The 25,449-nt window shown below is 69.5% G+C and carries 24 protein-coding genes; 13 read left to right on the top strand and 11 right to left on the bottom strand.

Annotated elements, in window-relative coordinates:
* Window position 1: 1 nt before the first annotated feature.
* Both AORI_RS57515 and AORI_RS57510 read right to left on the bottom strand, forming a co-directional pair.
* Window positions 2-844 carry a class-II aminoacyl-tRNA synthetase family protein gene (locus AORI_RS57515; RefSeq protein ID WP_016333661.1) on the bottom strand — a complete coding sequence of 281 codons (843 nt, stop codon included), beginning with the start codon at window positions 842-844 and terminating at the stop codon, window positions 2-4.
* A complete protein-coding gene (locus AORI_RS57510; RefSeq protein WP_016333660.1) occupies window positions 841-1,725 on the bottom strand; it encodes a diiron oxygenase in 885 nt (294 codons plus the stop codon). Before AORI_RS57510 ends, AORI_RS57515 begins: the two co-directional genes overlap by 4 nt.
* Before the next feature lie 261 nt (window positions 1,726-1,986).
* On the opposite strand from AORI_RS57510, the gene AORI_RS57505 reads away from it, so the two are divergent.
* Window positions 1,987-2,352 (top strand): 4'-phosphopantetheinyl transferase superfamily protein, encoded by a 366-nt coding sequence (locus AORI_RS57505; protein ID WP_016333659.1) that lies wholly within the window; start codon window positions 1,987-1,989, stop codon window positions 2,350-2,352.
* A gap of 3 nt (window positions 2,353-2,355) precedes the next feature.
* Here the strand turns inward: AORI_RS57505 and AORI_RS57500 are convergent, their stop codons facing one another.
* Window positions 2,356-5,583: an AfsR/SARP family transcriptional regulator gene (locus AORI_RS57500; protein ID WP_016333658.1), complete on the bottom strand. Its 3,228-nt coding sequence runs from the start codon at window positions 5,581-5,583 to the stop codon at window positions 2,356-2,358.
* Window positions 5,584-5,836: 253 nt separating this feature from the next.
* Between AORI_RS57500 and AORI_RS57495 the strand changes: the two genes are divergently transcribed.
* The 9 genes from AORI_RS57495 (at window position 5,837) to AORI_RS57455 (ending at window position 16,415) form a co-directional block, all read left to right on the top strand.
* Window positions 5,837-6,394: a response regulator transcription factor gene (locus AORI_RS57495; RefSeq protein WP_051552893.1), complete on the top strand. Its 558-nt coding sequence runs from the start codon at window positions 5,837-5,839 to the stop codon at window positions 6,392-6,394.
* A 186-nt stretch (window positions 6,395-6,580) separates the two neighbouring features.
* A complete protein-coding gene (locus AORI_RS82420; RefSeq protein ID WP_123798397.1) occupies window positions 6,581-8,284 on the top strand; it encodes an NAD-dependent epimerase/dehydratase family protein in 1,704 nt (567 codons plus the stop codon).
* A complete protein-coding gene (locus AORI_RS57485) occupies window positions 8,281-9,075 on the top strand; it encodes a protein phosphatase 2C domain-containing protein (RefSeq protein ID WP_016333655.1) in 795 nt (264 codons plus the stop codon). The genes AORI_RS82420 and AORI_RS57485 overlap by 4 nt, the downstream gene beginning before the upstream one ends.
* Window positions 9,072-10,793, top strand: a complete 1,722-nt coding sequence (locus AORI_RS57480; RefSeq protein ID WP_016333654.1) for a condensation domain-containing protein — start codon at window positions 9,072-9,074, stop codon at window positions 10,791-10,793. The genes AORI_RS57485 and AORI_RS57480 overlap by 4 nt, the downstream gene beginning before the upstream one ends.
* Window positions 10,790-12,028 carry an MFS transporter gene (locus AORI_RS57475; protein WP_016333653.1) on the top strand — a complete coding sequence of 413 codons (1,239 nt, stop codon included), beginning with the start codon at window positions 10,790-10,792 and terminating at the stop codon, window positions 12,026-12,028. Before AORI_RS57480 ends, AORI_RS57475 begins: the two co-directional genes overlap by 4 nt.
* Complete coding sequence (locus AORI_RS57470; protein ID WP_016333652.1) at window positions 12,018-13,016, top strand: helix-turn-helix domain-containing protein; 999 nt, start codon at window positions 12,018-12,020, stop codon at window positions 13,014-13,016. Before AORI_RS57475 ends, AORI_RS57470 begins: the two co-directional genes overlap by 11 nt.
* Before the next feature lie 312 nt (window positions 13,017-13,328).
* The gene (locus AORI_RS57465; protein WP_016333651.1) at window positions 13,329-14,552 is read left to right on the top strand and encodes a glycoside hydrolase family 18 protein; all 1,224 of its coding nucleotides are present in this window, start codon (window positions 13,329-13,331) and stop codon (window positions 14,550-14,552) included.
* 159 nt (window positions 14,553-14,711) lie between these two features.
* Complete coding sequence (locus AORI_RS57460) at window positions 14,712-15,515, top strand: SDR family oxidoreductase (protein WP_016333650.1); 804 nt, start codon at window positions 14,712-14,714, stop codon at window positions 15,513-15,515.
* A 9-nt stretch (window positions 15,516-15,524) separates the two neighbouring features.
* Window positions 15,525-16,415 carry a helix-turn-helix transcriptional regulator gene (locus AORI_RS57455; RefSeq protein ID WP_016333649.1) on the top strand — a complete coding sequence of 297 codons (891 nt, stop codon included), beginning with the start codon at window positions 15,525-15,527 and terminating at the stop codon, window positions 16,413-16,415.
* 61 nt (window positions 16,416-16,476) lie between these two features.
* Here AORI_RS57455 and AORI_RS82185 read toward each other — a convergent pair whose 3' ends face one another.
* From AORI_RS82185 to AORI_RS83655, 3 genes are read right to left on the bottom strand one after another with little or no spacing between them, the layout of a single operon-like run.
* On the bottom strand, window positions 16,477-17,013 hold the full coding sequence (locus AORI_RS82185) for a cation:proton antiporter domain-containing protein (RefSeq protein WP_016333648.1): 537 nt from the start codon (window positions 17,011-17,013) through the stop codon (window positions 16,477-16,479).
* Window positions 16,992-17,255 (bottom strand): hypothetical protein, encoded by a 264-nt coding sequence (locus tag AORI_RS84300; RefSeq protein WP_228688364.1) that lies wholly within the window; start codon window positions 17,253-17,255, stop codon window positions 16,992-16,994. Before AORI_RS84300 ends, AORI_RS82185 begins: the two co-directional genes overlap by 22 nt.
* Complete coding sequence (locus AORI_RS83655) at window positions 17,248-17,403, bottom strand: hypothetical protein (RefSeq protein ID WP_158509127.1); 156 nt, start codon at window positions 17,401-17,403, stop codon at window positions 17,248-17,250. The genes AORI_RS84300 and AORI_RS83655 overlap by 8 nt, the downstream gene beginning before the upstream one ends.
* Window positions 17,404-17,955: 552 nt before the next feature.
* Here AORI_RS83655 and AORI_RS57445 point away from each other — a divergent pair.
* A complete protein-coding gene (locus AORI_RS57445; protein WP_043848070.1) occupies window positions 17,956-19,029 on the top strand; it encodes a family 43 glycosylhydrolase in 1,074 nt (357 codons plus the stop codon).
* 61 nt (window positions 19,030-19,090) lie between these two features.
* Here AORI_RS57445 and AORI_RS57440 read toward each other — a convergent pair whose 3' ends face one another.
* Entirely contained in the window at window positions 19,091-19,735 is a 645-nt protein-coding gene (locus AORI_RS57440; protein WP_043848069.1) for a lytic polysaccharide monooxygenase auxiliary activity family 9 protein, read from the bottom strand.
* 174 nt (window positions 19,736-19,909) lie between these two features.
* Here AORI_RS57440 and AORI_RS57435 point away from each other — a divergent pair, with 174 nt between their 5' ends.
* A complete protein-coding gene (locus AORI_RS57435; protein WP_228688407.1) occupies window positions 19,910-20,773 on the top strand; it encodes an aminoglycoside phosphotransferase family protein in 864 nt (287 codons plus the stop codon).
* Between the two features lie 13 nt (window positions 20,774-20,786).
* Here AORI_RS57435 and AORI_RS57430 read toward each other — a convergent pair whose 3' ends face one another.
* From AORI_RS57430 to AORI_RS57415, 4 genes are all read right to left on the bottom strand, one after another.
* Window positions 20,787-21,503, bottom strand: coding sequence for an SDR family NAD(P)-dependent oxidoreductase (locus tag AORI_RS57430; protein ID WP_016333643.1), 717 nt, complete (start codon window positions 21,501-21,503; stop codon window positions 20,787-20,789).
* On the bottom strand, window positions 21,500-22,645 hold the full coding sequence (locus tag AORI_RS57425) for an ROK family transcriptional regulator (RefSeq protein WP_016333642.1): 1,146 nt from the start codon (window positions 22,643-22,645) through the stop codon (window positions 21,500-21,502). Before AORI_RS57425 ends, AORI_RS57430 begins: the two co-directional genes overlap by 4 nt.
* Window positions 22,642-23,982, bottom strand: a complete 1,341-nt coding sequence (locus AORI_RS57420; protein WP_016333641.1) for an MFS transporter — start codon at window positions 23,980-23,982, stop codon at window positions 22,642-22,644. The genes AORI_RS57425 and AORI_RS57420 overlap by 4 nt, the downstream gene beginning before the upstream one ends.
* 134 nt (window positions 23,983-24,116) lie before the next feature.
* Complete coding sequence (locus AORI_RS57415; RefSeq protein WP_016333640.1) at window positions 24,117-24,518, bottom strand: SRPBCC family protein; 402 nt, start codon at window positions 24,516-24,518, stop codon at window positions 24,117-24,119.
* Window positions 24,519-24,599: 81 nt separating this feature from the next.
* Here AORI_RS57415 and AORI_RS57410 point away from each other — a divergent pair, with 81 nt between their 5' ends.
* Window positions 24,600-25,406, top strand: a complete 807-nt coding sequence (locus tag AORI_RS57410) for a helix-turn-helix domain-containing protein (protein ID WP_016333639.1) — start codon at window positions 24,600-24,602, stop codon at window positions 25,404-25,406.
* Window positions 25,407-25,449 lie beyond the last annotated feature (43 nt).

Here is a 25,449-nt window from a genome sequence, read left to right as displayed (position 1 = left end):
GTCACCCGGCCCGGCCCGCCGCCGCTCGGACGGCCGCCAGCGCCGCCGGGAGATCGCCGTGGTGGACCTCGGTCAGCACGGCGAGCCAGCGCTCCAGGCCGAACGCCACACAACTGGTGTAGGCGAACTCCTTGCCGTCACCGAAGCGGATGTCGCACCGTTCGCCGAAGAAGTTCCGGTGGGTGTTGACCGAGGCGATCGCGAGGGTGCCGTGCTGGAACTCGTATTTGACCGGGCTCAGCTTCTGCAGGAGCGCGCGGGCGCCGTCGTTCTTGAAGAACGGATCGATCGCGGCCTCCTTTTCCAGGCCGAGTCCGAGTTCGCCGGAGAACGCCAGGATCCTTTCGGTGAAGCGGGAAACGACCTCCTGGGTGTGCTCGAACGAGCCGAGCGCGACGATCTCGCGCATCTGGAAACTCGCCAGCCGCCGCAATCCGCTGTAGTGGTCTTCGCTGCGGAAACAGCGGTTCACGAGCGTGACGATCTCCGTCTCGGACACCTTCGTGCCCTCGTAGAAAAGGTAAGCCCCGTAACAGGTCGCGTGCGGCAGACCGTAACGGCCGTCCTGCAAGTCGCCGCCGGCGAACCGCCCGTCGACCGGCTTTCCCTCCCGGCCGGCCAGATCCAGCGGACCGGCCACGAACGCCAGATGCGGGAAGTTCGCGTAGACGTCGAACTTCTCCAGGTCGGTGACCGGGTACAGCGGCGGCGGGCTGATCTCCCGTGCCCCGGCGGCGCCTGCCCAGCCGAGGAAGGTCCGGTCGAGTTCCTGGACGAGGGCGGTCTCGTCGGGACCGAGGATCGCCAGCGCTTCGGCGCCGTCCACTCCGGTGGTGCGGGTCATCGGAGGATCCCCGTTCGCTCCAGGTACTTCAAGGTCTTGCGGAACACCTGCTGCTCGGTGGCGGGCCGGGTGGGGGCGTCGAGCAGCGCACGCCGGAGTTCCAGCGGGTTCTCGATGCCGGCGTCGCGATAGACCTGCGGGTTGTACAGCGACTCGAAACTGTAGGTGAGATACCGCCGGAGATAGGCCGAGACCTCGGCGAGCTCCTCTTCGGTCGCCGTCTTCTTGAGGTCGCTGTAGAGATGCTCCACCAGCTCCCGGCCGAACGCGATATGCCGCGATTCGTCCTGATGGTGGATGCGGTTGATCGCGCGGATCGTCTCGTGCAGACGTTCGTCCCGCGCCATCAGCGAGTTGTAGTGGTCCACCAGTTCCTCGAAGATCAGGATCCTCGCGAACACCAGCAGACTCTCCACTTTGGACGAGGACGCGGGCGGGATGGTGACGCCGGCCCCCGGTGCGCGATAAATCTTGTCGCCGTAGCGCAGGCAGAACTCGGCGAAGAACCACATGTGCTCGTTCTCTTCGCCGATGAAGTGGTGGAAGAACTCCGACGGCGTCTCGAAGCCCGCCGTGTGGATACGCGCGACGACCTCGATGAGCAGCTCGCGGATGCCGTGCACGTTGAGGCTGTAGAAGTTGATGCTTTCGAACCGCGACAGAGCGAAGAGCTGGTCTTCGCTCAGCGTCGTGGCGAACTCGGTGCCGTGCGTGGTGGTGAGCTCGGGGCTCATCCACCACATCCGTTCGGGCAGGCTGTCCGGCCACTCGAACATCTGATACGGGTTGTAGTAGTCGTCGATCGACTTCGACGAGAGGCGATCGAGCAGGCCGCGAAACCGTTCGTCCGCGTCGATGATGTCGCTGATGTCACTGGCCACGAAGGTCTCCTCCGTTCTTCCGGACTCGATTCGACGCTACGGCAAGGAATCCACGCGATTCAACGTCCGCAAGCGGTCTGGCCGACACCGGACAGCACCCTGGTTCGCCGGCGTGATGGCGACCTAGGGTGGCCGCATGGCGAGGACGCCTGGCGTCGGCTGCAGGGGGTCGTGAGTGGCGATTCGTGTTCTAACCCGAATCGCCACTCACGACCCACTCGACCGGGCGACCGGCGCGAGGTGCGAAGGGACCGGGAACGTATGACCACGCTCGTCGGAGTGGACGCGCTGCGCGTGGCCGAACTCGACCTGCTCGCGCGGCGCGGCTGGTTCCTGAAGTTCCTGTTCTCCCAGGAGGAAATCGACGAACTCGCGACGGCGGGCAGCGTCTGCCTCGCTTGCCGGTTCGCCGCGAAGGAGGCGGTGCTGAAGATGCTCAGGACCTGTCTGTCCGGTTCGGTCCCGCCCGCCCAGATCGTGATCCGGCGGTCCGGAGCGGGCGCGACGTCGGTGGAGTTGCGTGGCGCGGCGGCCGAACGGGCCCGCGCGCTGGGCATCGAGCGGGTCGACGTCTCCATTTCCTGCGAGAGAGGGCTCGTGATCGCGGTCGCGCTGGGGACGGCCTGACACTCAGGTCGCGAGCAGGTTCGCCACCCGGAATCGTTCGACCGAACCGCAGTCGGCGAGGATGTCGTGCGCCTTCCGCAGAAGTCCTTGCCCGGCGCCGGGATCCCGTTTCGCGGTGACTTCGCCGAGGACGGCGAGCGCGTGTCCCTCGCCGACGCGGTTGCCGGTGCGGCGATGCAGGGTCAGCGCCCGCTCGGCGCATTCGGCCGCCTGTTTCCGGTCGCCGCGGTCCAGCCGGCTGGTGGCCAGCACCGTCTGCGCCCGGGCCGCGAGGAGCCGGAAGTCCCGCCGTGCGGCCAGTTCCGCGGCCGCGCCCGCATGCGTGACGGCGTCGTCGAGCCGCCCGCCACGACGACACACCTCGGCCAGCGCCAGCAGGCTGACGATCTCCGCGCGGGTGTAGTGGATCTTGTGCGCGAGTTCGACGGCCTGTCCGGCCAAGACCTCGGGAGCCATGGGCAACTCGGTCCGGCCGCCGAGTTCGGCCAGCGCCGCGAGCGCGTTCGCCTCGGCCCGGCGATCACCTGTCTCCCGGGCCAGTTCCAGCATCGCCTCGGCGTGCTCGGCCGCTTCGGTGAAGTCCCCGGTCTCGGCGCACAACGCCGCCAGCGAGCAGAGTGCGGTCGCCTCGCCGTAACGAGCGCCGTTCTCCCGGTGCAGGGAAACACCCTTCGACAGCGACTCGCGCGCGTCGGTCAGCCTGCCGAGGTCGAGATAGACCTCGCCGAGCGTGGTGTACACATGCGCGGCGCCGTCGCGATTGCCGTTGCGTTCGATCAGTGAAAGGGCCTGGGCCAGCCGCCGAATGGCTTCCTGCGGTTTGCCCAGCTCCCGCAGCAGGGTCCCGATGTTGTGCAGGTTGGCCGAAAGTCCCGCTTCCCAGCCCATCCGGCTGTTCAGTTCGATCGCGCGATCCAGTTCGGCGACGGCCTCGTCGAGCGCACCGAGCTCCCAGTGGACTCCGGCGAGATTGCCGCGCGCGGCGGCTTCCGCTTCCGGCCACCGTTCGCTGGTCGCCAGCTCCAGCGCCCTGGTGTAGTGCGTGACGGCGGCCGCGTAGTCGCCCAGCCCGCGGTACACCTGCGCGAGGCTTTGCCGGGCGGCGATCCGGCCGCGCGGTTCACCGTCCGCGACCGCCGCGGCGAGCCCTGCCTTCGCGACGGTGATCCAGTCCACGGAATGCCTTCTGAGCCAGAAGAAGCCGCGAAGGGCGTCCGCCAGTAACCAGACGATCCGGTGCGGGCCGTGCGCGGCGGCGTCGTGGACGATGGCCATGAGGCAGGCACGTTCCGCTTCGAGCCACTCCAGCGCCTCGGCGTCGTCATCGAAGACGACGTCGGTCTCGCCGAATTCGGCTCCTTCACGAAGCCGGAGGATCTGCGGTGTGATCCGCGTGACCGCGGCGGTCACCGTCGCGAGATACCAGCCGAAAAGCCGGAGCCTGGCCGCGTCGCGTCCCGCCGCGTCGTCCTCGGCCCGCGCGCGTTCGGTCGCGTACAGCCGGAGCAGGTCGTGGCACTGGTACCGGCCGTCGGCGCCCCGGGCGACGAGATGAGCACGCTCCAGTTCGGCGAGAGCCTCGGACGTGTCACCGGGGGCCTGCCCGGCGAGCACGGCTATCGACCGCGCGGTGAAATCCGGCACCTGGACCACGCCGAGCAACCGGAACAAGCCCTGGGCGACCGGACCGAGCCGCCGGTACGAGAGCTCGAACGCGGCGCGGACCGCGGTCGACGGGTCGCCGTCGATCCCGAGCCGGTCCAGCCGGTCGGCGCGCAACCCGTCGACCACGGCGCCGATCGGCCGGTCCCGGCCGATGCCGATGTCCGCGGCCGCGATCCGCAACGCGAGCGGCAGCCCGGCGCACAACCGGACCAGCGTCGCCGCCGCCCGCCGTTCCTCCTTGACCCGCTGCGCGCCGACGATCCTGGCGAGCAGCTTGAGCCCCTCCTCTTCGGTCAGCAGGTCGAGCCGGACGGCACCGGCGTCGTGCAGGACGACGAGCCCTGGCAGTTCCTGCCTGCCGGTCACCACGACGAGACTGCCGGGACGGCCGGGCAGCAGCGGCCGAACCTGATCGGCCGTGCCCGCGTTGTCGAGCACCACGAGTATCCGTTTGCCCGCGAGCTCGGACCGGTAGAGCGCGGCCAGTTCGTCGGGGTCCACCGGTATCCGGTCGGGCGGGACACCCAGCGAGCGCACGAGCCGGACCAGCGCTTCGGCCGCGGTCACCGTGGCCGACCGCGCGTAGCCGTGCAGATTCAGGTAGAGCTGGCCGTCGGGGAACCGGTCGAGCGCTCCGTGTGCCCATTGCAGGGCCAGCGCGGTCTTGCCCACCCCCGCGGTGCCGCTGACGACCACCACCGGTGCGCCGCCGGCGACCAGTGCGTCGATCCGGCGCAGCTGCACGGTGCGGCCGGTGAACGTCGGCACCGCGGCGGGCAGCTGCCTCGGCCCGGCGGAAACCGCCTGTCCGGCGGCGGACAGGTCCAGTGCCGGATCGGTGCGCAGGATGGCCTGGGCGAGATCGGTCAGCTCGGCACCCGGTTCGAGACCGAGCTCGCCGGTGAGCAGGGCACGTGCCCGGCGGTAGACCTCGAGCGCTTCGGCCTGGCGCCGCGACCGGTAGAGCGCGAGCATGAGCTGAGCATGGAAACGTTCCCGCAGCGGATGTTCCCAGACCAGCTCGGTGAGTTCGGCGACGACGTCCACATGTCTGCCGAGCGTCAGATCCGCGTCGATGCGTTGCTCCAGCACGACCAGCCGTCGTTCCTGCAGCCGGTCCGCCTCGACCTGGAGCGCGGTGCTGCTGTCGGCCAGCCCGCCGAACGGAGGGCCCTGCCAGACCGCGAGCGCCTGCCGCGCGAGACTTCCGGCGACGACCGCGTTCCGCCGCTCGTGTGCCGTGCGCGCCTGGTCGGCGAGATCCTCGAACCGCCGCACGTCCAGTTCACCGGGATTCACCACCAGCAGATAGCCGGGTCTGCGGTGCACCACGCGATCCGGATCCGCCAGCGCGCGGCGGAGCTGGAGGACGTAGAGCTGGAGGTTCTTCGCTGCGGTGCGTGGCGGGCGGCCCGCCCACAGGCCGTCGACCAGCGCGCTCACCGGGACCACCTCGCCGGCGCGATGCAGCAGCAGCGCCAGCAGACGGCGGACTTTCGGCGCGCCCAGCTCGAGTTCGGTATTTCCGTCGCGGACACCGAGCGGCCCGAGAATCGTGAACTCCATATGACCCCCCACTCACCTCGCCGGAATAATCGCGGAGCCTTCGCGATCTTTCCGATTAGTGGTCCATACCAAATTTATACCGGCTCTCCGCATGCTTCGGAACAAGAATTCAACCGCCGGGAAAACAAAGTGCGACCGTGTAGGACGAACACGCCTGGGGGCAAGGTCAGTGTCTGCGTCATCCGCTCCGAACCCGACCGATGGAACGAGCCTGTCGACCGTACTCGATCTGGTTTCCACCGCGAGACGGGAAGTGCTGACCACCGCGACGGGCGGTTCGCCGTGGTTCGGCGGCACCGTCACCGAGGCCGCGCGCCGCGGCGCCTTCCCTCGGCACGTCCGGGTGCGGCTGCTGTGCACGACACCGGCGGAGCACACGCGCGGCGAGCTCATCGAGGCGGTGCGGCACGGGCTCCGGGTCAAGGTCACCGATCGGGCGATCGAAGAATCCCTTTTGATAGACCGCAGACTGGCACTGGTCCCTTCGGGTGGCGACGACGCCGGAAGCTTGCTCATGGTGACCACACCGACGTTGATCAGTGCCCTCGCCGACGCCTTCGACCCTCGCTGGGAGGAGGCCACGCCCTGGGAGCTGACGTCCGCTCGGCCGGACGAGTTCGAACAGGCGATCCTGCGCTGCCTGGTCGACGGGATGACCGATGAAGCGGTCGCGAACCGGCTGGGCGTATCCGCGAGGACCGTTCGGCGGTACGTGAACGTCCTCATGGCCCGAGTCGGCGCGAGGAGCCGGTTCGAACTCGGGTTCCGGGCGGCGGAATGCGGGTGGCTGCCCGCCGGCGCACTCGACTGAAGCGGTTGTCCGGTACCGGCCGCATTCTTCGTCCATTGTGGATTGATCATTGCCGGCGCCGCCGATCGAGGTCTCTTTCCCCGGTCGCCGAGTCCGCTTTCGGCCAAATTCTGGTGGCGCCCGCCGGGACCGACCTAGATTCCGTTCCGGATCGTCTCGCATTCTCGTCCTGATTGGACCAGCCACGTGACCACTCCGACTCCCTGCCACGACATAGTGCTCACCGGTGCCATCATGACCCATCCGCGGCGGCCGGGCCGCACCGGCCGCCTGCTGGCCGCCGCGCCCGCCGGGGCGCTGCGACCGGTCGCCGATCCGGAGCCAGCCGGACCGCCGACCGCCCTGCGCACCGCGATCCGGGCCTGGTCCGCGATCGCCGAAGGCACGACCCACCACCTGGTCCTCCAGGACGACGCCGTCATCGCCGACGGCTTCTTCGACCACGCCCGGGCCGCCGTCGCGGCCGCGCCCGATGCCGCGATCGCCTTCTACACCAACTGGAACTCCCGCAACGGCGCCGCCGTGCGGATCGCCGCGCTGGCCGGGGAGAGGTGGGTCACCGCGACCCATGAGTACACCCCGACCGTCGCGCTGGCCCTGCCCGCGGAGATCGCGGCCGGTTTCGCGGATTTCGCCGAAGCGCACGGCTCGACCTGGCCCGACGACGTCGTCATGTCCCGGTACCTGCGCTCGGCCGGGGTGCCGGTGCTCCTGGTCGCGCCGAATCTCGTCGAGCACGCGGACGAACCCAGCGTCCTCCGCAACGACTCCCACGGCTCGCGGCGGTCGGCCTGTTTCGCCGCCCCGCCCGGCGACGACTGGTCACTCGGCGCGGGCCCGCTCGATCCCGACGTCATCCCGTTCTTCAAGCACGGGATCGCCCAATGCGTCGTCCGTGACGGCGGAAGACGCACGACCATCGACGCCGAGCGGTACTTCGGCCGGGCGGGCTGGGATTTCGACGCCTGCCAGAAGCAACGGCTCGAAGTCACCGGGTCGGTGTTCGGCGCTCTCGCCGAGCTGGAACGGCATCTCGACGAAGAAGCCGTCGAAGGACTCTGGACCACGGCCTACCTCCTCGGCGCACTCGGGACCCGCCGTCGCCTCGACCGGGTCGGCTCCCTCGCGTTGGGCACGATCGGCGCGGGCGGTGTGTGCACCACCGTCGGCGCTTCCACGCTCCGGACGCTGCGGCCCGCCATGTCCGAACTGGCCCGGCTCGGCCACGAGGCCGGTGCCAGAGCACGACGTTCGCCCGCGCCCCGGCGAGAACGCGTCCTCGTCACCACCACCCACCGCCCGCTCGGCCGGGAGATCGCGCGTCATCTGGCCGATCGCGGCTACGAGGTCGTGGCCGGAAGCGACGGGCCGGCCGTCGACGCCGTGGTCCACGTCGCCGAACCCGGTTCCACGCTCCCGCCCGTGACGGCGCGGCACGTGGTCCAGGTCTGTCCTCCCGGCGCACCCGTCCCCGCCGCCACGCCGGGCACCAGCGTCCTGCGGACCGGTTCGCCGTACGGGCCCGGGATCGAGGGCTACTCGGTCCTGGAGACGTTCACCCGGCAAGCCCTGCTGGCACAACCGATCCAGGCCGACGTCCCGGCGGGGGCGACCCACCGGCCCGCCTACATCCGGGACATCGCGCTCGCCGTGCACCACCTGCTGCACCAGCCCGCGCCGCGGCGGACCGTCGCGACGCCGTCCCCGCTGACCAGCCGGGAACTGGCCGACGCGGTCGCCCGGACCGTCCGGCGGGTTCCGGTCAGCTGGCCGTCGTCGCCGCACGGCCCTTCCGCCCCGCACCTCGTCGCCGACGAACCGGCGACGGAACTCGATCAAGGCATCCGCGCACTCGCCCAGTGGCTCGCCTACGAAAAGGAAGAAGCATGAAAGTCGATCGTCTCTCCCAGCCGGGTGACGGCCTGGTCAACGAGGATCTGGTGCTGTCGGGCCGGTGTCACGCGCTGGTCATCGACGGCGCGACGGCGGAACCGGGCGCCGAGACCGGCTGCGTGCACGACGTCCGCTGGCTGGTGGCGAGGCTCGGGACCGCGCTGGACCGGCTCCTCGTCGAACGTCCCGCCGAAGATCTGCGCGCCGTCCTCCGCGCGGCCATCGAGTCGGTCCGCGACGCCCATTCCGGCACCTGCGATCTCGGCAACCCCTGCGGTCCGACCGCGACCGTGGCGATCCTGCGCGAACGGGACGGATTCGCCGACTACCTGGTGCTCAGCGATTCGGCGGTGGTGCTCGAACGGCTCGACGGCACCGTCGAGGCCGTCATCGACGATCGGATCGACCGGCTGCTGCACCTGTCCTGGCAGGAGGTCCGGCCCTTGCGCAACGCGCCCGGCGGGTTCTGGGTCGCGGGCAGCGATCCGGCCGCCGCCGCCCAGGCCCGCACCGGCACCGTGGAACTCTCGCGACTGCGGCGCGCCGCGCTCCTCACCGACGGCGCGTACCGGCTCGTCGAACGCTACGGGTGGACCTGGCGCCGGCTGCTCGACGTCGCCGAGCTCGACGGCCCGGCCGCCGTCGTCCACGAGACCCGCCGCGCCGAACTCCGTACCGCGCCGGGCCACTTCGCCGGGAAACACCACGACGACGCGACCGTCGCCTTCTGCCGGTTCGAGACCACCGCCGCTCCCCTGACCCGCCCGACCCACGAGGTGACGAAATGAGCAGGTTCCAGGTCCGTTTCACCGGCAAGACGGCGCGCTCCGGCCCGCTGGCGTTCGGCCACGCGAACATCGTCCGCGCCATCACCCTCGACGACGATCCGACGCGGCTCAACCTAGCGATGGTGTTCGACGTGCCCGGAGCGCCAATGGACCAGATCGGCACCTGGATCCGGGTGCTGCTCGAACGCCACGAGTCGCTGCGGACGACGTACTCGTTCGGCGACCGGACGCTCCAGCACGTGCTCGCGGAAGGCGAGGTGGAGGTCGAGGTCGTCGAGAGCGACGGCGACGTCCTCCGGACGGCCGAGGCCACCGCGCGCGCCCTGCGATCCCGGGTCTTCGATCTGACCGCGGAACTGCCGCTGCGGCTCGCCGTGGTGACCGAAGACGCCGTCCCGCGCCGGCTCGTCTGGGTGGTGAGCCACGCCGCGATGGACGTCGCCACCTGCGAACTCCTCCTCGGCGAATGGACCGAGCTGGCCGCCGGGCGCGAGCTTCCCGCGGACGACTCGCCGCAGCCTCTCGACGTCGTCGAACTCGAGAAGACGCCCGCGGTGCAGCGGCTGGGCCAAGCGGCGACGCGCTACTGGGAAAGCAAGCTGCGCACGGTTCCGCAGGCGATGTTCCCCATACCCGCCACCGGAACCGGCTTCCTCCGGCCAGGGCTTCGAGTCCGTTCACGGGCCGCGATGGGCCATATCGCGGCGATCGCCGAGCGGACCAGCGCGAGCCCTTCCGCCATCGCCCTCGCCGCGCTCAACGCGCTGATCGCGCATTGGACCGCGCAATCCACCTGCGTGACGACGTCCTTGTCCGGTAACCGGGTGCTCAAGCAGTTGCGCCGCTTCTTCGGTTCGATGGCGCAGGACGCGCTGCTCCCGGTCAGCATCCCGGAGACGTTCGACGAACTGGTCCACGCCGTCCGCGCCGCTTCGGTGCCCGCGTACCGGCACAGCTGGTTCGAAGCCGACGCCATCTGGGAAGTGATCACCCGCGTCACCCACGAACGGGGCTTCTCCTTCGCCAGGGACCTCGTGTTCAACGACATGAGCGCGCTGGGCGACGCCGCGGTCGGCGAGCCGCCTCGTGCCGCGTACGGCAGGCTGCCGTCGGTGTGGCTGCCGGGCGGACCGGACGTCGAAGACGACCCCGAAATCGGTGGCACGCTGGAGTTGCTGCCGCAGGAGGACATCCCGACCCGCTTCTTCGGCTGCCTGTACCGCCTCGACACGGAACTGGATCTGACGCTGTGGGTCGACCCCGGCTGTCTCGGCACCTCCGAGGTGACCGAGTTCGGCCGCGGTCTCCTGGCGTTGCTGCGAGCGGCGGCCGAGGCGGATCTTCCGTTGAAGGAACTGCATTCGCTCACCACGCTCGCGCCCATCGAACGCGGGGAAGGCTGGTACCTCTCGGACTCGTGCTGGGTCGAGCTCGACGCCGTCCGGGAATTGGTCTCCGACGTCCTCGGTGACCGGCCGCATCTGGTGACCGCGGAACCCGACGACGTCCTGGGTCACCGGCTGGTGTGTCACCTGACCGGCCCGGCGACGCCCGCGGACCTGCACGCCGGAGTACTGGCCGCGCTGCCGGGACGGCCGACCGCGCTGGCGCCGCACCACTACGTGATCTGCGCCGAACCTCCCGCCGATCCGCTGGATCCGGGCGCCTGGACGGCCACGGCCATCGACTCCGCGAGCGGGCGGGAGCTGCCGGTATGAGTCACGACACGGAAACCCTGACCGGTGAGGGAAAACCGGCCGCCGGACGGCTCTGGTCCGGCAACTTCAAGCTCTACCTCACCGCGCGCAGCGGATCGATGCTGGGCGACGCGATGCTGCCCGTCGCACTCTCGATCGCCGTGCTGGCGGCGGGTCACGGGATCGACGGGGTCGGCTACGCCCTCGGCGCGTGGATGGGCGCGCTCGCGCTGTTCATGCTGTTCGGCGGCGTGCTCGCGGACCGGTTCACGCCGCGCCGGATGATGATCATCGCGGACCTCGTCCGGCTGGTCGTCCAGGGCGGGATGGCGGTCGCCTTCGCCGTCGGAACGCCGTCGCTGCCGGCGATCGTCGTCCTGCAGTTCCTCAGCGGTGCCGCCACCGCGTTGTTCCAGCCCGGGGTGGCGAGCATGGTCCCTCAGGTCGCGGAGGACGTCCAGGGCGCGAACGGCATCCTGCGGATCTCCGAGGCAATCTCGGGCGTGCTCGGCCCGGCGCTCGCCGGTGTGCTGGTCGCCGTCGCCGGAACCGGGACCGTGTTCGGGATCTACGCCGCGACGTACGGGATCAGTGCCGTCTGCCTGTTCGCCCTGCGGCTCACGCCGGTGAAGTCCACTGAGGACAGTGAACCGTCGTTCTGGCGTCAGCTGGTGGAAGGCTGGCGGGAGTTCGCCGCCCGCGGCTGGCTCTGGGGCGTGATCGCGATCCACTTGGTGTACGGCTGTTTCGTGGCGGGCGTGTCCCTGCCGGTCGGTGCGGACCTGGTCGTCTCGGACTACGGGTCGACCGCGCTGGGCATCGGGATGGCCGCCTTCGGCGCGGGCGGGGTCGCGGGCGGCGCGGTCGCCATGCGCGTCCGCCCGGGCCGTCCGCTGCTGTCCGGCGCGATCGGCTGGGCGTTGTTCGCGCTGTACCCGATCACGCCCGCGGTGGGACTTCCGGTCGCCTTGCTCGTCGCCGGCTGGACGCTGGCCGGTTTCGGCCTCGCCTACTGGGGTGTCCTGTGGTCCACCACGGTCCAGACCCAGATCCCCGCGGAACTCCTGAACCGGGTCTACGCCTACGACGTCTCGGGTTCGCTGCTCGCGCTGGTGCTGGGCAGGTCGCTCGCCGGGCCGATGGCGGGCCTTTTCGGCGCACGGCCGCTGATGATCCTCGCGACCGTGCTCGGGCTCGCCTGTACCGTGCTGCTGCTCGCGGTCCGCTCGATCAGGGATCTGCGAAGTGCTCAGTGACCGGATAGAGGCCGACGAGTTCGCCGTCGAGGTCTACGAACGGATCCTCGACGGCGACGGGCCCGCGGACATCGCGGCCCGGCTCGATGTCCCGGCGGCCGAGGTGGACCGCGCGTTCGGCCTCCTGCGGCGGCTGCGGCTGATCCGGGAGACCCGGGACGGCGAGGTCGTCGCGGTCAGTCCCGATTGCGCGCGGACCGAACTGCTGCTGCCACTGGAACGGGCGATCCACGACCAGCGCAGCCTGCTGCTGGCCCGGCGGCGGCAACTGCATTCGTTCGCCGACGCCTTCGGCCGCGCGGAACGGGCGAACCCGCGCCACTCGCCGATCCAGGTCTCGCGTGATCCGCGCGAAACCGAGCTACGGCTCGTCGAAACGGCGAACGGCTGCAAGTCCGAGGTGTTGATGATGCAGTCCTGCGTGGCGCACGAGCCGCCCGAAGCGCGGCATCTGCGGCCGCTCGTCCTGGACGCGCTGCGGCGAGGGATCCGCGTCCGGGTGCTGTATCCGCACGCGGCCCGCGCGGACGCGGCGACCCGGTCGTTCCTGTGCAACGTCGCCTCCCTCGGCGGCCGGGTGCGGACCTCGGACGAGATCTTCGACCGATTCGCCGTGTTCGACCGCGAGGTCGCGTTCCTCCGGGCGGGACTCGATGGCGACCAGGCCGTCGCGATGGTGCACGGGGCGGTGATCGCGCGGTTCCTCGCCGGGACGCACGACCGGGGCTGGGAATCCGGCACCGATTTCGATCCCGGCCGGGCCGGTTACGACGGCACCCTCGACGTCGTCAAGTCCCGGGTGCTGGACCTGCTCGCCGCCGGCCTCAAGGACGAGGTGATCGCGCGCCGGGTCGGGCTGTCCGAACGGACGTTGCGCAGGCACATCTCGGCGATGATGCAGGAACTCGCGGCGGAGAGCCGGTTCCAGGCGGGCGTCGCCGCCGCGCGGGCCGGCCTGGTCGCCACCACTCGTACACCTCCCCGCTAGTGCCCTGAGTCGTTGGTTCGCATCGATTTGCGAGCGGGTCGCGTGTAGCGATTCGGGTTATTGAGAGGAAAGTCAAAGATGGCGTGCCGCTGGACGTTCGCCCGACTGTCCACAACGGACAAATCACGTCGATCAGGCGTCCAATTGATACCTTTATGTCCGTTCCCAGACGGGGTCGTGAGTGTTAATGAGGGTTAGAACGACCCAAATCACTCACGACCCGCCAGCGGGACCGGGCAAACCGCTCGAATCGTGCACGACTGCCGCCGTGATCGTCCTTTTCCGACACATCCCCACTAGGAAGGGTCTTCCATGCGACCGAAGAAACTGACCTTGCGGCTCGGACTGTGCCTCGCCGCGGTCCTCGCCCTGCTCCCCGCCTCACCTGCCTCCGGGACACCGGAGATCGAGGCCGCCCCGCCACCGGATCGGCCGGTCCTGGAGGCGTTCTGGGGTGGCACGCCGCCCGCCGACCAGGTCCCCTGGGAAATGCTGAACACCATCAGCTACTGGTTCGCCTCTCCGGCGGGCGGCCGGTGCAGCACCCCGGACGCCAAGCAGCGCAAGGACATCGAGAGCCTCGCGGCGGTGAAACGTGAGCACCCCGGCCTGACCGTGCTGGTCTCCATCGGCGGTTGGGCCGCCCCGGGTTTCGGTGCCGGCGCCGCGACCGCGGAATCCCGGCACGCCTTTGTCAAGTCCTGTGTGGACAAATGGCTGAGCGCGTTCCCGGCCGGGCTGGTCGACGGATTCGACGTCGACTGGGAGTTCCCGGTCTCCGGAGGGCTGCCCAGTATCGGCAACTCGCCTGCCGACCGCGCGAACTTCACCTTGCTGCTCAAGGAGTTCCGGGCACAACTGCAGCGCTATGCCCGCGAACACGGCAGACCTGCCCGCGCCATGAAGCTGTCCGCGGACATCCCCGCGGGCCGTGTCCAGGACGACGGCACCGGAACCGGCGGCGCGCCCTACGACGCGTCCAACAGTTTCGACCTGCGTGAAGTCGGCAGGCTCGTCGACATCTTCAACCTGATGACCTACGACTTCTGCACGGGCTACTCGAAGTTCTCCTGTTTCAACGACCCGCTGGTCAAGCGGCCCGGTGATCCGAACGACGAGTACAACAACAACGTCGGCGCGCTGAAGTACATGACCGACCACGGTGTCCCGCGCGAGAAGATCGTCCTCGGCGTTCCTTTCTACGGCCGGGCGTTCACCGTCACTTCGACCGCCAACGACGGCCTCTACCAGCCGTACACGGCCATGCAGTTCCTCGACTACAAGGTCCTCATGGGCCCGGAGTGGGCCGGTGACCCCGGGTTCCGCAAGGGCTGGGACCCGATCGTGCGCTCGCCGTACCTCTGGAACCCGGAAAAGAAGATCTGGGTGAGCTACGAGAACCCGCGGTCCATCCAGGACCGCTCGCTGTTCGCGAAACGCAACCGCCTGGCGGGCATGATGATGTGGGAGCTGGGTGCCGACGATCCGCAGCACAGCCTTCTCGCCGCGATGACCGGGCCCTGGCTCCGGCCCTGACGGAACGGCCGGCGGTCGCCCGACGTGGGGAACCGCCGGCCTCCGAGGTAGAGGACAAGGGGGCACTCGCGGTACCTGTATCGCCAGGGACTCACAGACGCCCAGCACGCCTGTCAGCCTGTTCTAGTCGGCTTCACACGACAGAACGGACGAAGACCCATGGCGGGCAACCAGTTCACCACTCATTCAGGACTTTTCGATCTGAGCGGTAAGTACGCACTTGTCACTGGCGGTACCCGAGGCATAGGGATGATGATCGCGCGCGGCCTTCTGCAGGCGGGCGCCCGCGTCGTCGTCAGCTCACGCAAGGCGGACGCGTGCGCGGAGGCAGAACATCTGCTGTCCGGATTCGGCGACATTCGAGCGATCCCCGCCGACCTGTCCAGGTACGACGAGTGCCGGCGCCTCGCCGATCTCGTCGAGGCCGGCTCGGAACGCCTGGACATCCTCGTCAACAACGCCGGAGCGATGTGGCGCGAGCCGCTGGAGACGTTCCCCGCCGAGGCATGGGACGCGGTGATCGACCTCAACCTCAAGTCGCCGTTCTGGCTGATACAGGCGCTGCTGCCCGCACTGCGCAGGGCGGGCACCGCCGAGGATCCCGCGCGGATCATCAACATCGGCAGTATCGCCGCCATCCACGTCGCCGAGGCGCCCAACTACTCGTACGCCAGCAGCAAAGCCGCACTCCATCAACTCACCAGGGTGCTGGCCAGGGAACTGGGCCCACAGCACGTCACGGTGAACGCGATAGCCCCGGGAGTGTTCCCGTCGCAGATGATGTCGGCCACGATCGAGGCCATCGGCGACACGATCGCGGCGAAGACACCTCTGCGCCGGCTCGGCCGCGACGACGACATGGCAGGCGTCGCCGTGTTCCTCGCCGGCCGGGCCGGGTCTTACCTGACGGGCACCATCGTCCCGGTCGACGGCGGCACCGCCACGACCGCGTCAGGGACCTAGAGTGAAAGGGTGACCACGATCGACCTGCGCACCGAGATCAAGGAATTCCTGAGCTCGCGTCGCGCGCGGATCACGCCCGAGCGGGCCGGGCTGCCCGCCTACGGCGGCAACCGCCGGGTCAAAGGTCTGCGTCGCGAAGAGGTGGCTCTACTGGCTGGAGTATCGGTCGACTACTACGTGCGCATGGAGCGCGGCAGCCTCGCCGGGGCCTCCGACGGGGTGCTCGACTCCTTGGCCGCTGCTTTGCACCTTGACGAGGCCGAGCGCGATCACCTGTTCCACCTGGCCCGGCGGTCCGGGACGCCCGGCGGCCCACGCCGACGGCGAGCCGCCATGACGGTGCGCCCGGCGCTTCAACAGGTGCTCGACGCCGTCACCGACGCGCCGGCGTGGATCTGCAACGGCCGCTACGACGTGCTGGCCACGAATCGCCTTGCCCGCGCGCTGTATCTACCGGTGCTGGCCGACACGCGACGGCCGGCGAACACCGCGCGGTTCGTGTATCTGGATCCCGAGACGGCGAAAACGTTCTTTGTCGACTATGACCGAATCGTCCGTGACGTGGCCGCGAAGCTACGCATGGAAGCCGGCCGCAATCCACACGACGAAGAGCTGTTCGCACTGGTCGGTGAGTTGTCGACGCGCAGTGAACTGTTCCGGCAGCGGTGGGCTTCCCAGGACGTTCAGCTCCACCGGTCCGGACGCAAGCGTCTGCACCATCCGGTGGTGGGCCGGCTCGACCTGGACGTCGAGTCGATGGAACTGCCTGCCGAGCCCGGTCTGCTCCTGACCGTCTACACCGCACCCGCCGGTACGGCGACCGCGGACGGTCTGGCCCTGCTGGCGTCGTGGGCGGCAGGCCAGGAGCGACCGGCGACCGGGATTCGAGCACCCAGCTGACCCAGCGCCGTAGCCAGCACGCGATTTCAGCGACGAGCCGGCTTCGCGGGCGTCAGCCACTTCACGGCAGGGCCGGCACCGATGCCGTGCAATACCACGCTGCCCAGGACCAGGGTGACGGTGATGAGCAGGATGGTGTCGGCGACCGGCCCCTCGGGGAGGCGATTGAAGACGAGGAGCCCGAAGACGAGGTGCCGCGTGGCCCGAGTAGCCCGACCTGCAGTCGTTCGCGGTGGCTCAGCGCCGATCCGGCGAGGGAGAGCTGGACGGGAATGATGCGGATCACGGTGATCGCCGCGAAACAGAACAGCGCGACCTGCCACGGGAGTCCGGCCGAGAACGCCAGAACGGCGCTGACGCCCACGACGAACCACAGGGTCATCGTCAACAACGAGGTGAAGTCTTCCAGCAGGCGGAAGTCCTCGTCCAACGCACCGGCGCGAACCAGGTCACGCCCTGCCGGAGAACGATGGATCTGCCTGGCCTTGGCCAGCCGGTGAACATAGCGGAATGTGACACCACAGACGAACGAGGCGACGAAACCGTTGCCATCGATGGCGACGGTGGCGGTGTAGGTCAGCAGCGGCACCAGCAGCACAGCGACGCAATGGCTTCGGTGTTGAGCGCGATCGCGATGGAGCTCTCGTTGACGAGGCCGATCACGACGCCCGCGGTGACCATGACGACCGGTGCGCCGAGGTTCCACCGGTCCAGCCGTGAGGCGGGAACGAACGGATCGCGATGGCGACCGCGATCATGAGCAGTAACGAATTCATGTGACCGCGCTTCGCGAGTCGCGAGTATCTGGCTGTGTTCGATGCCGGAGGGCAGCTTACCCACCTGCTTTGACCATTGTGGACTCTTCGCGGACGTCCACAATGGACACCGAAGGGTCGTTCACCCCGCCGGTCGGCGGGCCAGTGACCAGAAAACGGAGTTGTTCCACCGTGCGCACCCCGATCGACCGCTCGACCTGGCGAATGCCCACGGCGTCACGAGCCGGCTCTCGGTCCGCGACGAAGGGCGGATCGTGGCCTGGACACTGGACTTCATGCGCCGCGGCCCGGACGCGTTCCCCGGTTTGTCGGGCGCACCACTCGCCCGGCTCGACCGGGACGAGCGGACCGTGCTCCCGCAACGACTGCTCGACGTCGTCTACGGCTTCCGGTTGCTCCTGGCCTTCGCGGCCAAGTTCCAGCCCACCTACCTCCCGCTGTCATGGCCTACCCGCGGGTGGCGGCGTTGCCGAGCGTCGGCAACGCCATCGCCAAGGCGTATCTACCGAGGATCACGTTCAGGCAGGCGTTCCAGCCGATCGGCAAGGTGGTCACCGCCGCTAGGCCGGACGGGCGTATCGACCGGCAGTTTCGGCACTTTCAATCGCGTCGGCGAGCGAGGTCACATAGTTTGCAACCGGCGCACTTGTCCGTCCACAAGCAACCGAGGAGAACCGCTGGTCACCCCGGCGCCGCCTCGATCGTGGCCGGCCGGGTGCTCCCGCTGACCGACACCACTCTCCTTGCCCAGTAAGGGATTCAGCATGCGCAAGTGGACGACCAGATTACTCGTGGCGGGCGTGCTCGCCACGACCGCCGCGGCCGCCCTCGTGGCGGTCAACCCGGCCAGTGCGGCCGACGGTGTCTCAACCACGGCCGCCGAGTCGACGTTCCCCCTCGCCGACCCGGACACCGTCCAGGCGAAGGACGGCACGTACGTCACCTACGGCACCACAGTCGGCGAAGGCGTCGGCGCCCGGTGCGGCGCCACCGGCAAACTGTTCGTGCCGGTGCTGTCGCACGGCTCCGGCAACACCGTCGGCGTGGGCACCTGCGCGTCGGCCGACGCACTGCCCAACGGGCCGGGTAGCTGGGCGGAGGGCAACGTCTGGGCGCCCGGCGTCGTCCGCTTCGGCGACACCTACTTCATGTACTACACCGCGTCCAGGCGGGGCTCCGGGCAGAAATGCCTCGGCCGCGCCGTCTCGGGCAGTGCACGAGGACCGTTCGCCAACCCCGTCGAATGGGCGTGCCCGGGCAACGGCCGCTGGGCCATCGACGCGAACCCGTACGTCGCGGGCGGCGCCATGTACGTCGCCTACCGGGACGACGCGATCACCTCGTACCCGGAGACCGGCATCTCGATCGTCCGCACCCACGCCAATGGCATGGCGGACTGGGATACCCGACGGGACGCGCTGAAGAGCACCGACATCGGCTGGGAGACCATCCGGATGAGCGGCGGCACCCATGTGGTCGAGAACCCGTCGATGTTCAAGTCCGCAGACGGTTACTGGTACCTGGCCTACTCCGGCAACAACTGGGACAGCGCACGGTATGCGACCGGCATCGCCAGGTGCGGCACCGGCCCGATCCCGTCGACGCGCTGCACGCCACGGCAGAACGGTGTCGAGCGGCCGTACTTCGGGTACACCGGCACCGGCGGCCTCAACCCGTACCGCGGCCTGCCCGGCAACCACCCCGGCCCGGGCGGGATGGACTTCTTCCAGGCCGCCAACGGCCAGTACCACGCGGTCTACCACTGGTGGAACGGCACCAGGCGGTTCCCGATCGTCGCGACGGTCCTCCGTAACGACGGCGGCTTCTACCTCAGTTAGGCCCTGATCCCGGCCCGGCCGGCATCGGTTTTCGACACCGTTGCCGGCCGGGCCACGGATATCAGGGGAAGATCACGTCCGAGCAGGAGTAGAAGGCCTCACCGGAATCGGGCCAATGGCGTTGCCAGATCGAGTAGATCAAATGCCTGCCGGTGCGCCCGCCGGGCAGGTTCGCCCGCAGTTGGTAGGCGTTGCCGGCGATCGGCGGGTTGTCCTGCTTGTAGAACGGGGTGTCTTCCAGATCGGACCACTTGAGCGGTTTCGTCGGGTCGTAACCCGGCTTGGTGACATACAGCTCGAAGGTGCCCGGATGCGGGGCGGTCAGCTGATACCGCAAGGTGTACGGGCCGCTGCCCGGCATCGTGGTCGCCGGCCAGTCGGCGCGGGGCAGATCGAGCCCCTTGTACTTGTCCCGGCCGGCGCTGCACAGCTTGCCGTCCGGGATGATCTCGCGGCTACGGCCGCTGGCGTCGCCGATGTTCACCTCGTCCCAGTCGTAGATCGGCCAGCTGTCGCCCACCGCGATGGCGGCCTTGCACGCGGCGGACCGCGGGTTCTCCGGGCCTTCCTGGAAACAGCGCATGATCCGGCTGATCGGATCGCCCATCGAGCCGTGCGCGAGCGCGGGAACGGCGGTGAACACCGAAACCGCGCCGAAAACAGCGGTCAACACCGCGACTTTCACTGCGGAGCGGGAAAACCTCATCGCAAAGTCCTCTCTTGAGAGGTCTAGACCACACCACGGTAGGCGTCCGGCGCACCGGCGTGTAGGCCCGAAAGTCGGGCAGGTGCTCCGGCGCGCGAGTCCGGCAAATCGGTTGATCACCGAGCAGAGGCCATGAAACGCTGCCGGCATCGATGGCGGGAGTTGCCCTTGACCGTGAAACCCACCCCGTCGATCGACGCCGCGTTGGCGAGGCGTCTGGTCGATACGCAGTTCCCGCAGTGGGCCGGGCTGCCGTTGCTTCCGTACGCTCCGGCGGGCTCGGATCATGTGATCTACCGGCTGGGCGAGCAGTTGTCCGTGCGGCTACCTCGCCATGACGGCGCGATCGGGCAGGCGAAGAAGGAAGCCGAGTGGTTGCCCCGGCTGGCCCCGCACCTGCCGCTTGCCGTACCCGTACTGGTGGGAGTGGGAGCAGCGGACTTCGGCTACCCGTGGCCATGGGCGGTGTCGCGATGGCTGGACGGCGAGGTGGCGACCGTGGACGCCCTGTCCGGCTCGCACGAGGCCGCTGTGGCGCTGGCCGGGTTCCTGACCGCACTCCACCGGATCGACGCCGGAACGACCGAGGATCTCACCGGTCGTCCGCTCGCCGTTCGGGACACAGCGACGCGGTCCGCCATCGCGAAAGTCGGCGATGCCTTCGACACCGCGGCGATGACCGACCTGTGGGACACCGCCCTCGCCGCCCCCGGCTGGGCCGCTCCCCCGGTCTGGTTCCACGGCGATTTCCACACCGGCAACCTGTTGACGTCCGGCGGACGCCTCACCGCCGTCATCGACTTCGGCGAGCTCGGCGTCGGTGATCCGGCTCGCGATCTGATCGTCGCCTTCACCCTCATGTCAGCCGAAACGCGAGCCACCTTCCGCGCCGCGCTCGACATCGACGACGCGACCTGGACTCGCGGTCGTGGTTGGGCCCTGGCCACCGGTTTGAACGCCTATGTCTCCTACGCCGCCGTGAACCCCCGCGTCGCCGCGCAGACCACCCGCCAGATCACCCAGGCCCTCCTCGGCTGAAGACGGCGCTGAGTCACGATGCCGGCGGCTCGGGCAGCACAGCGGTCATCGCGCCGTCCACGGTGACGGTCTCACCGGAGACGAACCTGGCCTGATCACCGAGGAGGAAGGCGATCACACTCGCGACGTCGTCCGGCCCGGCGAGCTCGCCGGACGGCTGAAGGCCGGTCAAGGCTTCGCGGGTGTCCGCGTCCTGCCAGCGATGCGCGTTACGCGGCACCATGACGAACCCCGGCCGGACGGTGTTGCACCGCAACCCGCGCGGTCCGAGTTCCACGGCGGCCGCGCGGCCGAGCGCCTCCAACGCGGCCTTGGCCATCGCGTACGGGGCCTGTCCGCCCCAGGCCAGGCCGGCGTGGATCGAACTGACCAGCACAGCGGCGCACGGCCTTCCCCCGGCACGGGAAACCAGGTGCTGCAACGGTTCCAACGCGGACACCGCACCGATGTCGAGCACCTTGCGCAACGCGTCCGGCGTCTGCTCGGTGAAGGGGGCGCGATGCTCGCTCAGCAGGCAATGCACCAGACCGGTCACGCCGCCGAGGGTGTCGAACGCGGTGCCGATCACGGCCGGATCGGTCGCGTCACCGCGAATCCACGGCACACCGGCGTGTTCCGGTGGGTTCGGCGCGATGTCCACCACCGCCACCGGCCGTCCCTCCGCCCGAAGCGCGCGGACAACGGCCGAGCCGATACCGCCCGCGCCACCGAGTACCACCACACCGCTCATGACCACTCCCCACTGGTGAAGAAGGCACGCACGACGAGTCCCGCCGCCGCGACGACCAACGGATTGCCCCGAGCCAGTGGACGGACCAGCGCCCGGGGCGGAGCCGTCTCGACGCGATCACGCACCGCGCCGAGCCAGCGGTCCGACGGCGCGCCGCTGCCGCCGAGGACGATCAGGTCCGGCCGCATCAGGTCGTACACCGTGTCGGCCACCAGGGCCACCTGCGCGCTGCGCGCCTCGAGAAGCCCGGCCGCGGCCGGATCCTTGTCCGCCAGGCGGATCAGCTCCGTCAGTGAGGTCGCCACGACCCCGGCGGACCGGGCGGCGGCGAGCAACGCCACGTCCGTCCCGCAGTCGCCGAAGCGTCCGTGACCGCCACCGGTGAGCTCGGGTACGAGGAGGCGGCCGAAATCGCCCTGAACGATGCTGTTCGAGCACGTACCCATCGGCCTGCTGAGGAATCCCGTCTCCGTGACGTTGCCGATGAACAGGTACGACACGTCCTGCCCGCCGAGCCCCGCGCCGAAGGTGAGCTCGGCCCCCAGCAGGGCGGGCACGTTGCCGTCCACCACGACGTCGAGCCCGGTCCGTTCACGCAACACGCCGTCGACCTGGACGTCGGCCCAGCCCAGCACGTCGTTGCGCACGACCCGGCCGTTCGCCCGGTCCACCTCACCGCCGACGGTGACGCCGATGCCCAGCACCGGTCCCGGCGCGGCGTCCGCCATCCCGGCCGCCAGGTCCGCGGCGTGCCGCAGGGTGGCGGCGCTGTCCGCCGGATCGCGGTTCTCGGCGTAAATCTCGACGCAGTGCCCGGACAGGTCGATCAGGCCGAGCGTGGTCCGTTCGAGGCCGAGGTGCACACCGACCGCGTACCGGCTGGACGAGTCGAGCTCCACCGGCACCCGGGGCCTGCCGACGTGGGCGACGGTGGACCGCTCGGCGAGTTCACGGACGACACCGGCGGACAGCAGGGGCTCGATGATCCGGCTGACGCTTCCGTGGTTGAGGGACAGTTCCTTCGCGATGTCACCGCGCGCCAGCGGACCGCTCCGGACGAGCAGCTGGAGCACGGCGGCCGTGTTGGCCTGCCTGGCCTGACGCGGCCGGCTTCCGGTGTGGCCGGGGTGCTTCGTCTTCACTCCGGCTTCCCGGACTCGACGCCGTTGGTCTCCTCGAGCTCGACACCGGTGGTGGCCAGCCACGGCGACACCAGCACGATCACCGCGCTCACCAGGAACGCGCAGGCGTACCACGCGACGACCGCGATGCCGTGCTTCTGCGCCAGCATGGGGGCCAGGAACACGTTGAGCGCGATCGCGAGCCGGGTCACGCATTGCGCGATGCCGGATCCCAGACCCCGCAACGCGGTGGGGAACGCCTCGGTGCTCCACACCCAGGACAGCACGCCCGGGCCGAACCAGGTCAGCATGGCGTACACGACCCAGAAGGCCACCAGACCGACGCCGGCGCGTTCGCCGGTGAACGCTATTCCGAGTCCGGCGGCGAACACCCCGAGGCACGTCCACACGCCCAGCCAGCGCCGGTTGACCCGGTCGATGATCGCGGCACCCGCCACCACGGCGATCAGCCCCACCACGAAACCCAGCAGGGAGAAGTACAGGGTGTTGGAGACCCCGATGCCGGTGCTGCTGATGATCAACGGCCCGGCGACCGTGGCGACCGCGCCACCGAAGGCCTGGATGGCGAAGAAGGCCGTGACCGTAGCCAGCCGCCGCCACGCACCGCCGGACACCAGCATCCGGTAGCTCCGCCGCTCCGAGACCTCGCGTCTCGGTGGTTCCAACCCGAGCGCGTCGTAGATCCGCCGGGCCTCCTCCACGCGACCGCGCGCGCTCAGCCACCGGGGTGACTCCGGCAGGAATTGCCTCGCCACCAGGACCGCGGCCGCGGGCAGCGCGGCCAGCCCGAACAGCCATCGCCAGGTCTCGTCGCCGAACAGCGGCTGGAGCGCGAGTGCGAGCAACACCGACGTGATGGCGCCACCCAGCCACATCATGTTCGGCAGGCTGCCCGCGATCCGGCCCCGGCGGGATTTGGGCGCGATCTCGGTGAGGAAGGCGTGGGAGGTCGGGATGTCCATCCCCACCGCGAGACCGAGCACGAACCTGGCCGCGACCAGTTGCCACACGTCCTGCACGAACGCCGCGGCCAGGGAGGCCACCACGAAGACCACCAGGTTGACCATGAAGATCACCCGGCGGCCGAACCGGTCGGACAGATCGCCGAAGACCACCAGGCCGAGCGCCGTGCCCACGAACGCAGCCGCGGTCACGAGCCCGACCTGGGCGGCGGTGAGGTGGAACGACGGCTTGAGGAACAGCACGGCGGCGCCGATGACGAGCAGGTCGTAGCCGTCGATGAACTCGCCGAACGCGACGAGCCTGCCGGTCCAGTTCCGCACGAACCGAGCCCGTCTCGGCGACATCGTCGACCGGCTCGCCATCGCTGACACCATCAGGATTCCTCCCCGCCCCCTTTTTTGTGCGACGAACACCAAATTAGGAGCGGGTCCGCCTTCCCTGCCGGGATCCGGCGGCTTCGGGGACGATCGGCTTGCCGAGTCAGGCCGATCAGGCAACCTCGGTCCGGTCAGCCCCGGTCGAGAGTCCGCTTGATGACCTTCAATGCCTGCGACATCGCCTCGGCCATCGGTGCGGCCAAGGCGTCGGGGAGGACGTCGCGGGCCCACACCAGTCGGCACCGCCGTTCACCGTCGGCGAAGACCTGCATGGAGGCGTTGTCGTGGTCCGGCCGGACGGTGCCGCCGACCACCGAGTAGACGATCCGGCGCTTGTCGTGGTCGACGGAGACGCACCGCTCCCGGACCACCGTGCCGTCGGCGAAGGTGACGACCCGGCAGCCGTCCTCGATGCGGGTGTCCTCCACGAACCCCGGTGCCATTCGCGAAGGCCCCGTACTGAAGTCGCCGATCACCTTCCACACCGCTTCGGCGCTGGACTCGACCATGATTTCGTTGTTGATGGACGCCATGTCCCCAAGGCTGCCCCGAACATGTTTCCGGGTCTTGAAGATCCTTGCGGAACTGTCGGACCCTCCGCATAGCCTGCGCGTGTGCTCTCCTTTCTCGAACTCGCAGCCCGCCCGGAGTTCGCGGTCGCGGCGGTGGACTGCCGCGATGATCACCGCGGCTGGACGGCTGAGCGGCCACGCGAGGACGTGCGGCTCGTGTTCGTGCGCCGAGGCGGGTTCCGCCGGCGGGTCCGTGGTGTCCTCGCGGACCTCGACCCCACCGTCGGCTACCTCGGGCTACCCGGCGACGAGGAGTACTTCGCCCATCCCGACGGCGGCGACACGTGCACCTCGATCAGCCTGACACCCGCGCTCTGGCGCACGATGGCGGGTGACGCACCACGACTGGAGCGCTCGTCGCTGTACGTCGACGGCCGGCTCGACCTCGCCCACCGGCGACTGCTGGCCGCCACCCGCGCCGCCGACACCGACCACGCGGCGACCGAAGGACTGATCGGTCTGCTGGCCACGGTCGTCCGGCAGATCGTGACCACGACCGTCCCGGACGGCGACCGGGCAGCCACCGGTGACCGGACGCTGGTGGCCCAGGGCCGGCGCCTGATCGGAGACGGTCATCCCGCCACGGCGGGCCTGGTTCCCCTCGCCACCCTGCTGGGGGTCTCGCCGTACCGGCTCAGCCGGGCCTTCACCCGCGAACTGGGAATTTCCCTGACCCGCTACCGAAACCGCGTCCGCGTGGCCCACGCGCTGGACCGGTTGGAGGCGGGCGAGCCCAGCCTCGCCGCCCTCGCCGCCGACCTCCGGTTCGCCGACCAGGCACATCTGTGCCGGACCATGCGCGAGCATCTGGGACACACCCCGACCGCCTTGCGCAGACTGCTCACCTGAGAACTCCTCCTCCACTCGACCGCCGATCCCGTCCGGGGCACCA

The organism is Amycolatopsis keratiniphila, assembly GCF_000400635.2.
Classification (GTDB): Bacteria; Actinomycetota; Actinomycetes; order Mycobacteriales; family Pseudonocardiaceae; genus Amycolatopsis; species Amycolatopsis keratiniphila.
Note: the sequence above shows the minus strand (reverse complement) of the source record. Positions and strands in the feature narration are given on the sequence as shown.

Excerpts from the sequence above, each read along its gene's own strand:
- AORI_RS57445 (WP_043848070.1), top strand. The coding sequence starts at position 17,956 with ATGCGCAAGTGGACGACCAGATTACTCGTGGCGGGCGTGCTCGCCACG.
- AORI_RS57465 (WP_016333651.1), top strand. The coding sequence starts at position 13,329 with ATGCGACCGAAGAAACTGACCTTGCGGCTCGGACTGTGCCTCGCCGCG.
- AORI_RS57420 (WP_016333641.1), bottom strand. The coding sequence starts at position 23,982 with ATGGTGTCAGCGATGGCGAGCCGGTCGACGATGTCGCCGAGACGGGCT.
- AORI_RS57485 (WP_016333655.1), top strand. The coding sequence starts at position 8,281 with ATGAAAGTCGATCGTCTCTCCCAGCCGGGTGACGGCCTGGTCAACGAG.
- AORI_RS57440 (WP_043848069.1), bottom strand. The coding sequence starts at position 19,735 with ATGAGGTTTTCCCGCTCCGCAGTGAAAGTCGCGGTGTTGACCGCTGTT.
- AORI_RS57500 (WP_016333658.1), bottom strand. The coding sequence starts at position 5,583 with ATGGAGTTCACGATTCTCGGGCCGCTCGGTGTCCGCGACGGAAATACC.
- AORI_RS57460 (WP_016333650.1), top strand. The coding sequence starts at position 14,712 with ATGGCGGGCAACCAGTTCACCACTCATTCAGGACTTTTCGATCTGAGC.
- AORI_RS57415 (WP_016333640.1), bottom strand. The coding sequence starts at position 24,518 with ATGGCGTCCATCAACAACGAAATCATGGTCGAGTCCAGCGCCGAAGCG.
- AORI_RS57430 (WP_016333643.1), bottom strand. The coding sequence starts at position 21,503 with ATGAGCGGTGTGGTGGTACTCGGTGGCGCGGGCGGTATCGGCTCGGCC.
- AORI_RS57505 (WP_016333659.1), top strand. The coding sequence starts at position 1,987 with ATGACCACGCTCGTCGGAGTGGACGCGCTGCGCGTGGCCGAACTCGAC.
- AORI_RS57515 (WP_016333661.1), bottom strand. The coding sequence starts at position 844 with ATGACCCGCACCACCGGAGTGGACGGCGCCGAAGCGCTGGCGATCCTC.
- AORI_RS57475 (WP_016333653.1), top strand. The coding sequence starts at position 10,790 with ATGAGTCACGACACGGAAACCCTGACCGGTGAGGGAAAACCGGCCGCC.
- AORI_RS57480 (WP_016333654.1), top strand. The coding sequence starts at position 9,072 with ATGAGCAGGTTCCAGGTCCGTTTCACCGGCAAGACGGCGCGCTCCGGC.